Annotated in this window: 6 protein-coding genes; 5 read left to right on the plus strand and 1 reads right to left on the minus strand. The window is 65.6% G+C overall.

What is annotated here, in order from left to right; genetic code table 11:
• Positions 1 to 14 precede the first annotated feature (14 nt).
• Positions 15 to 3,347: an FG-GAP-like repeat-containing protein gene (locus AB0O71_RS04635; protein WP_363742590.1), complete on the plus strand. Its 3,333-nt coding sequence runs from the start codon at positions 15 to 17 to the stop codon at positions 3,345 to 3,347.
• Positions 3,348 to 3,372: 25 nt separating this feature from the next.
• On the opposite strand, the gene AB0O71_RS04640 is transcribed toward AB0O71_RS04635, so the two are convergent.
• Complete coding sequence (locus AB0O71_RS04640) at positions 3,373 to 5,559, minus strand: acyltransferase family protein (RefSeq protein ID WP_363742592.1); 2,187 nt, start codon at positions 5,557 to 5,559, stop codon at positions 3,373 to 3,375.
• Between the two features lie 259 nt (positions 5,560 to 5,818).
• On the opposite strand from AB0O71_RS04640, the gene AB0O71_RS04645 reads away from it, so the two are divergent.
• The 4 genes from AB0O71_RS04645 to AB0O71_RS04660 are packed head-to-tail and all read left to right on the plus strand — an operon-like array spanning position 5,819 to position 12,809.
• A complete protein-coding gene (locus tag AB0O71_RS04645) occupies positions 5,819 to 7,858 on the plus strand; it encodes a hypothetical protein (RefSeq protein ID WP_363742595.1) in 2,040 nt (679 codons plus the stop codon).
• Positions 7,859 to 7,888: 30 nt separating this feature from the next.
• Positions 7,889 to 9,556, plus strand: coding sequence for a hypothetical protein (locus AB0O71_RS04650; RefSeq protein ID WP_363742598.1), 1,668 nt, complete (start codon positions 7,889 to 7,891; stop codon positions 9,554 to 9,556).
• Between the two features lie 42 nt (positions 9,557 to 9,598).
• Positions 9,599 to 10,645 carry an N-acetylneuraminate synthase family protein gene (locus tag AB0O71_RS04655; protein ID WP_363742601.1) on the plus strand — a complete coding sequence of 349 codons (1,047 nt, stop codon included), beginning with the start codon at positions 9,599 to 9,601 and terminating at the stop codon, positions 10,643 to 10,645.
• Positions 10,632 to 12,809, plus strand: coding sequence for an acyltransferase family protein (locus AB0O71_RS04660; RefSeq protein WP_363742604.1), 2,178 nt, complete (start codon positions 10,632 to 10,634; stop codon positions 12,807 to 12,809). The genes AB0O71_RS04655 and AB0O71_RS04660 overlap by 14 nt, the downstream gene beginning before the upstream one ends.
• Positions 12,810 to 12,886: the final 77 nt, after the last annotated feature.

Consider the following 12,886-nt stretch of genomic DNA (forward strand, 5'->3'; position numbering starts at 1 on the left):
GTCAGGAGGCGACCATGGGGAGTGCCGTTCAGTCTGCACGGGGTGCGACACGATTGGCGCGACTGCGCCGTGCCTCGGCATTGGTGCTCGCGACGGCCGTGATGCTCTCGCTGCCCGCGGTGACGCCGGCGACGTCTGCCGAGGCGGTCGGGGCTGCTCCCGTGCGCGCGGAAGCCGAAGTGTCGGCAGACGTCGACCCGACCACGCAGACCCCGTCCGAGGGTGAGACCGCAGCTGATGCTGCCGGTGATGCCGCTGCAGCCGATGGCAGCGCTGCGGGGGGCTCCGACGGCGGGCCCGATGCGGCAGCTGGCGCGACGAACGACGCCGATGCTGCCGCGACGGGTGACGCGGACACGGGCGTGGGCGCGGCCGCCGATGCAAGCGGGAGCGGCGGAACGAACGCCGACGCGACGGCATCGGGAACCGCATCGGGCACCGGCGCGGACGCAAGCAGCACAGCGGGCGCTGACGGCGCCGATGAGGCAGCGGGCGCGCAAGCGGATGCAGCGGGCCCCCGAGGCACGAACGGCGGCATCGCCTCCGACTCTCCATGGCCCGAGGATCACCCGGCCCCCGAACGCGAAACATCGCTCGATGCGCACAGCCTGACGGCGCGTGCGCTGATCGGCGACAACTACCCGGCGAAGTACCGCAATATGCCGTGGCCGAACGATCCGCGCTACATCTGGGACGAGTGGAACTTCGCCTATCGCCAGTGCACGTCGTTCGTCGCGTGGCGCTTGAACTCAGCGAACGGCGTGCCGTTCTCGAATCAGTACATGGGCCTGTGGGCCTGGGGCAACGCGGGCGAGTGGGGAGACTCGGCGCGGAGCGTCGGCATCAGGGTCGACACGACCCCCGAAGTGGGCGCTGTGGCCTGGAGCGGAGCGTACTACCGCGATGCGTCTCAGTTCGGGCACGTGGCCTGGGTGGCCGACGTGCTGAGCAACGGCAACATCGTCATCGAGGAGTACAACTACGGCTGGGGCGGCTCGTACAACATGCGCGTCGTGCATCCGAGCCAGTTCCAGGGGTACATCCATATCAAGGACATTCGCAAGCGCTTCTCGACCACGCGCCCCACGGTGAGCGGCACACCGATGGTCGGCGGCACCCTGCGTGCGACGGCGACCGGATGGTCGCCGAGCCCGACCACGAAGCAGTACCAGTGGATGCGTGATGGAGCTGCGATCTCCGGAGCGACGAAGAGTACGTACCAGCCGACGCTCCGCGATCTGGATTCCGAACTGCGCGTCGAGGTGACAGGTCATCGCACCGGGTACGAATCCGCCGTCAAGAACTCCGTCTCGGTCGGGACGATCCTCATGACCGATTCCACGGGAAGCGGCGTGAGCGACATTCAGGAACTGCTACCGTGGAACTCGGACGTGAACGGAGACGGACGCCCCGATGCCGTGGGGTTCAGCAGCCGGGGCGTCCAGGTCTCTCTGAGCACGTCGTCCGGGATGTCCGCGCCGCAGACATGGATCGCCGGTTTCGGCAGCGCCGATGGCTGGTCGTCGCGCCATCACCCGCGCACGCTCGCCGATGTGAACGGTGACGGGCGTGCCGATGTGGTCGGGTTCGCCAGGGACGGGGTGTACGTATCGACGAGCACCGGATCGGGGTTCTCGGCGCCATCCCGGTGGGTGCCCGGCTTCGGGTCCGCGAACGGATGGGTCGTCGAGGGGCACCCTCGAACGCTCGCCGATGTGAACGGTGATGGAATCCCGGACATCGTGGGATTCGCGAGCGACGGCGTGTTCGTGGCGCTCGGCACGGGCCGAAGCTTCGCACCGGCTGCTCGGTGGTCGACGGCGTTCGGCGCGAACGCCGGATGGCGCACGGACCGGCATGAGCGCTGGTTACAAGACATGAACGGCGACGGTCTTGCCGATGTCGTCGGCATCAGCAACGCCGGCGTGCGCGTGGCGCTGAGCACCGGCACCGGCTTCAGTGCGTCCCAGGCTTGGAGCGACGGCTTCGGACGGAACGCGGGTTGGAGGCCTGAGAGCCATCCTCGCATGCTCGCCGATGTCACCGGCGACGGGCGCCCGGATCTCGTCGGGTTTGCTTCGGATGGCGTGTACGTCGCGACCAATACCGGAAGCGGACTCAACTCTGCGAAACGCTGGTCGTCGCGTTTCGGCACTGCAACGGGTTGGCTCGTGGGGGACCACCCGCGCACCCTCGCGGATGTCGATGGTGACGGACGCGCAGATGTGGTCGGCTTCGCGGAGGACGGAACTTACGTCGCACGGAGCTCTGGAAGCAGCTACGGTTCATGGTCGCGATGGACGACCGAATTCAACGCGAAAGACTGGAAGACGCCTCGGCACGCGCGCGTCGTCACAGATGTCACAGGCAACGGCAAGGCCGACCTCGTCGGATTCGGCGAGGAGGGCGTGGTCATCGCCGCGAGCACCGGAAGCCGGTTCGGCGCGGCGCGGTTGCAGGTCGCGAAAATGGGGCGGGGCGCGACCGCCGGGGGATGGAGCATCGCGTCCCATCCGCGACACCTGGGCGTGCAGCGACTCTCGCGGCCGTCGACGCCGACCATCTCAGGACAGGCGCAGGTGGGGTCGACGTTGACGGCATCGGTAGCCCCGCTCCAACCGGCTCCAGTGCGGGTCACCTATCAATGGCGTCGAGACGGCGTGTCGATTCCCGGTGCGACCTCGCGCACGTTCCGTCCGACGCGAACCGACGCCGGGTCGACGATCGCCGTCGTCGTGACCGGCACGAAGTTCGGTTATGCGCGCAGCGCGAAACGCTCCGCGAGTACCGCCAAAGTGATCATCGGAACGTTAACGTCGAGCGCTCCGCGCATCACCGGAACGGCGAAGGTGGGTCAGAGACTGTCAGCAACGCCTCGGAACTGGAACGTCACCCCGGACAGAGTGACGTATCAGTGGATGCGCGATGGGAAAGCGATCGCCGGTGCAACTGAATCGATGTATACGCTGAAAGTCCCGGATCGGCAGACGCGGATCACCGTCGTCGTCACAGGCACGAAGACGAACTACGCGAGTGCGCCGCGCAGTTCTGCGGCGACTGCGCGCGTCGGCAGCGGTTCCCTCGTCTCCGTGCCGCCGACGATCACTGGTGACGCGGCGATCGGGCGCAAGCTCACCGCTCAACGAGGCGATTGGAGCCCCAGCGTGACATTCTCGTACCAGTGGTACCGGGATGGAAAGGCGATCTCCGGTGCGACGAAGCGCAGCTACACCACCGCCTCGAAGGACTGGAAGCATCGTCTGACGGTGAGAGTCAGAGGCGCGAAGACCGGATACTTCACCGCGACCGAGATGTCGGAGCCCACGGCGAGAATACGCAAGTCGTGATTTGGCGGACGCCGGCGCGTCAGGGTCAGTCGTCGAACTCGACGAGCGCGGCCTCGAGACGCTCGCCCAGCACCGGTGCGAGCGACGACGCGTACACGAGGCTGAGATGATTGTCGTCGGTGTACACGTTCACATTGCCGATGACCGGGGGGCATACGTGATCGGGGCAGTAGTACTCGGTGAGGTCGATCGTCGCCACGCGTTCGTCGACGAATGAGGCGGCGGGATTCACGGGGGCGACCGCCTGACTTCGGGTGATCGCGCAGTCCGCGGCCAGCTGCTCCGTCTGCTCGGAGCACTGGTACGAGTCAAAGGTGAATCTTGGGTTGTCGCGGATCAATACGACGGGGATGTCCGATTCGGCGAGCCGGTCGAGCGAGTGCTCCACTCCGTCGAGCGTGCGCTCCCGCTCGCCCGCATCTATCGGACTGTCCGCGTCGGCAGGAGCGGTCTCCGTTCCGATCGTCACGACGGCATCCGGGTCGATGTCTTCGATGAGATCGAGCACGTCCTCATTCCAGTCCCGGCACTCCTGACTGAAGAAGATCCCGCGATCCTTGTCGACCTCTCGGATGCCGAACGCGCACGCGGCGTAGAGGAACGAGACGACCCGCCAGTTGCGCTCGTCGGCGATCTCGGCGATCGGAGCCAGCATCTGCTGCGCGTGGGAGTTGCCGACCAGGACGAGGGTGCGTTCGGCGTCGACTGCATCGATCCCGTTGTCGAAGCAGATCTCGACGCTCTTGGGGAGCGGTAGGAGGCTGCCGTCCGAGCAGTCGATCTCGAGCGACCCCCATTGATGCTTCAGTTCAAAGGGGAACGGCCGGCGAGGGGCAGTGAAGGCCACAGTGCTGGCGTCCCCGGCGCGCTGCGGGCCCGCGCCGTCGCCCGCCTCGACGACTTCCGCGGCTCCCGACACCTCCGCCCAAGTATCGAACAATACGGCAGCGCCTGGATTGCGCATGAGTTGCGCTCGCTCCGTCGCCCGCTCGAGGGCAATCAGCTCTGCGGCCGCAGCGCGGTCCGCGCGTACGTGCAGGGCGGTGACGGGCACGAGGACCAGTGCGATCGAGACCGTGATCACCCCGAACCCCCGCCAGCTCGAACGATCCAACCAGACGATCCGCCGGAGCGGAGCGTCGACGAGCTGTGTGAGCAGCTTCGCAAGCGTGATGGAGAGGCTGATGATGATCAGCCCCTCGACGAAATTCAGGGACTCGCCCCGCCGAGCGACGAGCACGAACACGAGCACCGGCCAATGCACGAGGTACAGCGCGTATGAGCTCTTGCCGAGAGCGAGCACCGGCCGGGTTTCGAGCAGCATCGCCGGGCCGTATCGCCGATCCTCCCCGTGACCGGAGATGATGACGGCGGCGACGCTGAGAACCGGCCACAGCGCGAGGTAGCCCGGGAACCCGGTTTGCACGTCGAAGATCATGCCGCACGCGACCAGGGCGGCGAGCCCCGTCCAGCCGAGGATTGCACGGACTACGACTCCGAACTGCAGACGATGCAGCACCAGCGCGAGCATGGAACCGAGAGCGAACTCCCACAGCCGCGCTCCCGTGTTGAAGTACGCGAACGACTGCGCCGTCGCGGTGATGCTGACCGAGTAGGCGAGCGAAACGGCGAACACGAGGCCGAACACCGAGCACGCGATGAGGCGAGGCCGCATCAGGCCCCGGAAAGCTCGCGCGATCGCCGCGATGACGAGGAACAGCACCGGCCAGAGAATGAACACCTGACCCTGCACGGACAATGACCAGAAGTGCTGCATCGGGCTCGCGAGCGCGGTGTCGGCGTAGTAGTCGATCGATTCGGCGGCGAGCAGCCAGTTCTCGTAGTAGAGGATGGAGGCGCGCGCGTGCGGCCAGAGCGCGTCCCTGGCTGATGCCGGCAGCACGAAGATGCCGACGAGCACGGTGGCGACGACGGTGATCGCAGCGGCTGGGAGCATGCGCTTGAAATTGCGCACCCACTGCGTCGCGGCCTTCACTCGACCGGTCGTCTCGAGACGTCGCATGAGGGAGCCGCTGAGCAGGAAAGCCGAGATCATCAGGAACGCATCGACGCCTCCGGAGACGCGGCCGAACCAGACGTGATAGATGACCACGAGCAACACCGCGATGGCGCGGAGACCGTCGATGTCGTTGCGATAGCCGCCCGTCGACGTTCTGAGCGCATCGTCGGTCTCGCGATTCGGGGAATTCATGGCGGAGGCACCGTTCGAGGGTGGTCTGAGGGCGTACGTTTCGCTTTCTGAACTGTACTCGACGATTGCTCTGATGAGCGCGAGTGGAGCAACGGCGTCGCTGCGCTTTCACTCCTTCCCGCCAGTATCTCGTGTCTCGCGCAGAAGCTCCGTTAGGCTGTACGGAGTCTGCAGCGGTAACGGGGGTACGATGTCACGTCAGAACGAAACGGCCGTTGCCATTTCAGCGCGACCGCAGCCGCGCAGGGTGTTTCGCGCAGTGGCCACGAGAATGCTCGCGCTGCTCGTCGGCGGGGCGGTGGGTGCCGTTGCCCTTGTAGGTGTGCCCGCGCAGGCGCAAGCCGCGACGAATCCATCTGCAGGCTTCCAACCCGGGAACATCATCTCGGACGCGAACTTCTACAACCCTGACGCGATGACATCGGGGGCGATTCAACGATTCCTCAATGCTCGCGTTGCGCGTTGCACGATCGGCGATCCCGGAAGGCTTCCCTGGACGAAGTGGAACGGCACGTTGATCGCTTCAGCGTGTCTGAAGAACGCGAAGTTCACGACGACGACGCGACCCGCGAACTCGTATTGTAAGGCGTACACCGGAAAGAAGGACGAATCCGCGGCGATGATCCTGCGCAAGGTGAGTCGCGCATGCGGAATCAGCCCGCGGGTGCTGCTGATCATGCTCGAGAAGGAGCAGAGCCTCGTCACCGACACTTGGCCGACGACTCGGCAGTTCGACTTCGCCATGGGATTCGACTGCCCGGATAGCGGTCCGGGGAACTCGGCGAACTGCAGTAGCAGCGCCGGCGGTTTCGCATACCAGCTGTACCGCGGCGCGATGCAACTCCAGGTGTATCGGGCGAACCCCAACGCTTACAACTACCGACCATTCCAGACGAACACGATTCAGTGGCACCCGAATCGGTCATGCGGCACCTCGCAGGTTTACATCGAGAACTGGGCCACGGCGGCTCTCTACATCTATACGCCGTATCGTCCGAATGCGGCATCACTCGCGGCGGGCTGGGGAACCGGCGACGGATGCTCGAGCTACGGCAACCGAAACTTCTACAACTTCTACAAGACCTGGTTCGGAAGTGCGACGTCGGGCTACGCAGTGCACGCCAAATTGAAGAGCCTGTACAACTCGCAGAAGAGTACGACGGGCAAGCCAACGGGCGCGGCGAAATCGATTTCGGGGGGCATCTATCAGAACTTCGCGAAGGCCCGCATGTATTGGACTTCTAAGGGCGGAGCGGCCGTTGTTCGCGGGCACATTCTTCCCGTCTACAAAGATCTCGGCCAGGTCTCGAGCCAGTTGGGTGCGCCGATCGGTGTACAGCGCACCGTGGAGAAGGCGCACAATCAGCGCTTCACGAATGGTGAGGTCTTCTGGAAGAAGAGCACTGGCGCGTTGTTGGTGAGAGGAACGACGTATCGGGCTTACAAATCGTTGGGCGGCGCTGCGAAACTCGGCGGCCCGACGAACGACCAGATCGGATCGACCACGCGAGGAGTCATGCAGGACTTCACCCGAGGATCCACTCGTCAGATCATCACCTGGTCCGCCAAGTCGAACCCCAAGATCGTATCGGGCGATATTCGTCAGCGCTTCCTGAGAGACGGGGGCCTCGACCAGCTCGGGTACGCGGTGGCCAGAGCGAACGACATTCCCGGCGGGAAGCAGCAGCGATTCAGCAAGGCCGACATCTACTGGACCGACTCCGTCTCGAAGGCTCGCAGCGTCAAGGGCGAGATCCTGAAGACGCTCAGGGCGAATGGTGGGTACGCAAAGGTGGGACTGCCCACCAGCTACGAGTTCACGGTCGACGGCGGCGTTCGTCAGAACTTCGAGAAGAAGGCGATCGTGTGGACCCGGAACGGCGGCGGGAAGGTCGTCAGCCTGAAGACCGTCGGCGCGGGTAAATCGACTTCGGGCCAGATGGGCCGCTCCGGGGAGGGAGCTGATTCGCCCGAGACGGATTCGCCAGAAACCGAGTCACCGGATACCGAATCTCCAGAGACCGAGTCGCCCGAGACCGAATCACCTGGCCCCGAAGATCAGGCGAGCGGTGACGAGGACGCCTCGGACTCCGCGACCGGGTCTGCCGATGCATCGGGAGCCGACGACGCAGAAGGCGGTGATGTCGCCGCTGGAGCTTCGGACGCGTCGGGCCCGTCGGGGAGCAGCGCCGCCGCTGATGGCGCGACCGAGGACGGGTCCGCGGATGCTGAGGATGCTGCAGGCCCCTCTGCCCCGGTTCCAGGACGCAGGGAGACGCCTGCTCCGGTGGAGCCGTAACCGCTCATGGAGGGAAACAAGACTCGAGTGATGGAGGGCGTGCGCGAGTGGGTGATCATTCCGGCGCGCGGTGGTTCCGTCGGCGTGCCTCGGAAGAACTTGCGAATCATCGCTGGGAAGCCCTTGATCTGCCATGTCATCGATACAGCACTCCAGGTGCTGCCGCGCGAGCGCGTCGTGGTGGTGACCGATGACACTGAGATCCGATCGGTCGCCGAATCCCGGGGAGTCGTCGTGGTGCTCGAGAGCTTTCGCACCCCGCCCGAGGAAACGCTCGATGAAAAAGTGCGGCGGAATCTGCCTGAGCTCCGGCGACTCGGCGCGGAGGACGGCGACTTGGTGCTCACGGTGCAGCCGACGTCGCCGCTGCTCGCAGCCGATACCGTACGTGGAGCGATCGGCATGTTCGACGATCCTGGCGTGAAGTCCGTGTTGACCGTGGCGAAGGATCAGCATCTTCGGTGGCGTCGCGAGAACGACGGCGCGGTGCGGCCTGCGTTCGCCGAGCGTGTCAATCGCCAGCAGCTGCCGCTCGAGTACCGTGAAACAGGCGGGGTGATCGCTGCGAGGCTTCTCGACATCGAACGCGCCGGGACCCGTGTGATCGAGCCGGTCCGCGTCCTGGAACTTGATGCTGACGAGGCCGTCGATATCGACAGCCACGCCGACCTGCTCGTTGCAACGCACCTGCTCAGCCGCATGGAAGTCGCGATTCGCGTCGATGCATCGACCGAGCTGGGTATGGGGCACGTGTATCGCATGCTCGCGCTCGCCGCTGAACTGGCGCGGCATCGAGTGACCATTTACGTCAGCGAGGATGCTCCTCTCGGGCGGCGCTTCTTCGCCCAGTATCCGTACCGCACGGTGCGAGTCGCCGACCAGCGCGAATTCCTGGCACGCGTGCGGGATTCCAGGGCTCAGCTCGTCGTGCTCGATGTGCTCGACACCACCGTGGAGCAGATCCGCGGCATCCGGAGCATGGCCCCCGAGGCGAAGATCGTCTCGTTCGAGGACCGCGGCGCCGGCGCAGAAGAGGTTGACCTGCTCGTCACCGAGTTCATCGATACCCCCGAGGTGCCCGAGGAGCGGAAGGTATCCGGGATCGACTTCGCATTGCTCGCTCCGAGTTTCGAGATCGAGCAGCATGGACGCGAGCGCGGGGAGCTGGTGGAGAACGTGCTGGTCCTGTTCGGGGGCACCGATCCCGCCGGATTGGCCGACCGTGCACTGCGATCGCTCGCCCGGGTCGGTTATTCGGGTGCAGTCACCGTGGCGCGCGGTCTCGGGGCGCGAGCGGTGGAAGTCACACTGGCTGAAGTGCCGTACGAACTCGACGTGCTCGAGAACGTGGCCAATATGCCCGCGCTCATGGCTGGAGCCGATGTTGCGTTCACGTCGGCGGGTCGCACGATTATCGAGCTCGCCAGTCAGGGCACGCCGTCGATCTGCCTTGCGCAGAACGACAAGGAATTGACGCACACGCACGCCGTTGCCGAGAACGGGGTGCTCGCTCTCGGGCTCGGCACGGAGGTCGACGACGCGGCGCTCGATGCGGCGACGAGACTGATGCTGGAAGACCCGGGAGTGCGGGCGCGGTACGCTGAGAGTGCTCGGCGAGCAGGAGCTGCTCGGAGGAATAGCCGCACGCTCGCCGAGTTGCTGACCAGGATCGGGTTCGAGGCCATCTCCGTATTCTGATTCCGGTCGCTGCAAATCGAAGACGAAAGGTGGTCGCGTCCGATGTTCGATCGCGCCTTTGCAGACCCGTACATCATCGCCGAGATCGGCGTCAATCACGAGGGCTCGCTCTCACGTGCCCGGGACATGATCGCCGCAGTCGCCCGTGCCGGTGGTCACGCCGCGAAGTTTCAGACGTACAAAGCCGTCACTCTCGCGAGCGCGAAGAGTAGCCCCGCGTACTGGGACATTACGAAGGAGTGCACGCCGTCGCAGTACGAGCTGTTTCAGAAGTACGACTCCTTCGGTCCCTCCGAGTATGCCGAGCTCGCCGCCACCTGCGCCGACGTGGGCATCGACTTCCTGTCCACTCCCTTCGACCTCGATGCGGTGGGCATGCTGGCACCGCTCATGCCCGCGGTGAAGATCGCCTCGGCCGACCTTACGAACGTGCCGCTCGTGCGCGCCGTCGCGGCGACCGGCAAGCCCGTGATCATGTCGGTAGGAGCATCCACGCACGACGAAATCGCGTGGGCGCTCGACAGCCTTGAATTGGCCGGCGCACGGGAGATCGCATTGCTCCATTGCGTCCTGCGCTACCCGACGCCGCATGAGCAGGCGAACCTGCTCGGTATCGAGGAGTTGCGCTCGCGTTTCGGCGACCGTGCGATCATCGGATACTCCGACCATGTGGCCCCCTCCTCCGACGGGTCCACCCCGGCGATCGACATGGCGGCGGTGATGGGTGCTCGTGTGATCGAGAAGCATTTCACCGACGACCGCGCCGGTGTCGGAAACGACCACTATCATGCGTTCGACGAGTCGCTCCTGGCCGAGTATGTAGCGACGCTGGCGACGTATCGGTCGCTGGCCGGCAGCGGAACCCCGGACATCGAGGCGCAGAGCGCTGCAGTGCAAAATGCGCGTCGTCGGGTGTTCACCGCGCGCGCGATCCCCGCGGGTGAAACGTTGACGAGCGATGACCTGATCGCACTCCGGGCGAACGTCGGGCTTGAGATCGCAGAATGGGATGCCGTCGTCGGCGCCCGTCTGTTGGTCGCCAAAGCCGAGGGCGAAGCCATCGTGCGCGAAGATCTTGTGCGCGACTGACGCACGGCCCCGCGCACGGGCCGACGCACCTTCCGAGAGGCTCCCGTTCACCGGATTCCGGCCCGACATCCAGGGGCTGCGAGCGGTAGCCGTCGGCGTCGTGCTGCTCTACCACGCCGACGCGCCGTTCCTGTCGGGAGGCTTCGTCGGCGTCGATGTCTTCTTCGTCATCTCCGGGTACCTCATCACGGGACTCCTTCTGCGCGAGGCTCTCTCGACGGGACGCATCGACCTTGCGGAGTTCTACGCCAGGCGCGCGCGACGCATTCTGCCGGCTGCGACGATCGTGGTGATCGCCACGCTCGTGCTCACAGTGATGCTCCTCCCCGGGATCCGCTGGCAGCAGGTGGGGACCGACGCCATCGGCGCCGCTCTCTACGTCGTGAACTGGATGTACGCGGGGGGCACCGACTACCTGAATGCCACTGTGGCCGCGAGCCCGCTGCAGCACTTCTGGACACTATCGGTAGAAGAACAATTCTACATCGTCTGGCCGCTCGTCCTCCTCCTTCTCCTCCTCGTGATCCGCGGCGGCGCTGCGCGCGCGGGCGGCGCCGAGGCGGGAGGCGATCGCGGTCCCGATCGCGCCAGGGTGCAGCGATACGCCGGTATCGGCGTGCTCGCGATCCTCATCCCGTCTCTGGTCTGGTCGATCGTGTTCACCGCCTCGAACCCGGCTCCTGCCTACTTCGTGACGACAACGCGGCTCTGGGAGCTCGCGATCGGCGCCGCGATCGCGGTGTTCGCTCGGTACGCCGCTCGAATCCCGTCGCGCATCGCACTCGCGCTCGGTTGGGTGGGGCTCGCGGGCATCCTCATCGCGTCGTTCGCATATTCAGCCGAGGCACCCGCCTTCCCCGGCTCGGCGGCGCTGCTGCCGACGCTCTCGGCCACGGCGATCATCGTCGGCGGAATGAACGGGCGGGCGGAGAATGGTGTCGGACGCGTGCTCGGCACCCGCCCCATGCGCTGGATCGGCGACATATCGTACTCGCTGTACCTGTGGCATTGGCCGCTCATCGTCGTCGGCACGTACCTTCTCGGTGGCGAACTGCGCTTCCGCTGGGGTCTCCTCATCATCGCTCTCGCGATCGGGCTGTCGTGGTTGAGCTTTCGATTCGTCGAGGGTCCGTTCCGTGATTGGCCCTGGCTCAAGCACTCGGTTCGTCGCTCGCTCGCTGCCGGGGCGACTCTGATGGCGGCCACTGTGATCATCGCCGTTGTGGTCACCGTGGCTCCGCGTTTCGGCGATCAGCAGTTCGAAGCCGCTGACGCGACGCGCATGGGTGCTGAAGCCCTCACGGACGACATCTCCAAGGGAACGCTCGCGACATTCTCCGATGCCGGCGCTCCGGTCGACGTCATCTCGGGGGGATTCACGCCATCCGCTGTCGACGCACGGCAGGACAACTCGGTGATCTACGACAACGGGTGCCAGCTCGACGTGGCGACGGTCACTCCCAACGGGTGCGTGTTCGGGGATCCGGGGAGCGACGTGACCGTGGTGCTTGCAGGGGACTCTCATGCGGCGAACTGGGCTCCGACAATGATCGGCCTCGCCGAGGCGCGCGGATGGCGACTCGTCACCCACACGAAATCGGCGTGCTCCCTCGCCGCAGTCGAACAGGGTGGGAACTCGAGGCCGTACACCGAGTGCAATGCTTGGAATCCGCTTGTGCAGCAGGAGATCATCGAACTGCATCCCGATCTCGTGGTGACGGTGAACGCTGGGCGTCGCGGGGTGTGGCAGGATGGCGAGCCACTCGCCGGCGACGCTCGACTCGACGCATTCGCGGGCGGGCTCGCCGAGACCTGGCGCAGCTTCACCAGCGCCGGTATTCCGGTCGCCGTCATCGCAGACACCCCGGATATGGGCATCGACGTGCCGGAATGCGTGTCAGCGAATCCGGATCGGCTCACCCGGTGCGCGGTACCGCGGAGCGAAGCGATCGGAACGCAGCCGAAGGCGGAGCCCATCGCCGTGGAGGGACTCACCGATGTCTCGTTGATCGATATGAACGACTGGATCTGCCCTGATGCCGCGTCGTGCCCGGCCATCGTCGGGAATGTCCTGGTCTGGCGGGACAATCAGCACCTGACAGCTACCTACGCGGAGACGCTGGTGCAGCCGCTCGATGCCGCACTTTCGGGGTACGAGCTGTGATCGGGCCGCGTGCGGACCAGGAAGAAGATGCATGCGGCACACCTGTTTGAGGGGGTGCTGTCGGCGACGCAGCCGCC

The sequence above is a fragment of the Leucobacter sp. NPDC077196 genome, assembly GCF_040687075.1.
GTDB lineage: Bacteria > Actinomycetota > Actinomycetes > Actinomycetales > Microbacteriaceae > Leucobacter.

Coding starts and splice junctions, on each gene's coding strand:
- AB0O71_RS04635 (WP_363742590.1), top strand. CDS start 15: ATGGGGAGTGCCGTTCAGTCTGCACGGGGTGCGACACGATTGGCGCGA.
- AB0O71_RS04640 (WP_363742592.1), bottom strand. CDS start 5,559: ATGAATTCCCCGAATCGCGAGACCGACGATGCGCTCAGAACGTCGACG.
- AB0O71_RS04650 (WP_363742598.1), top strand. CDS start 7,889: ATGGAGGGCGTGCGCGAGTGGGTGATCATTCCGGCGCGCGGTGGTTCC.
- AB0O71_RS04655 (WP_363742601.1), top strand. CDS start 9,599: ATGTTCGATCGCGCCTTTGCAGACCCGTACATCATCGCCGAGATCGGC.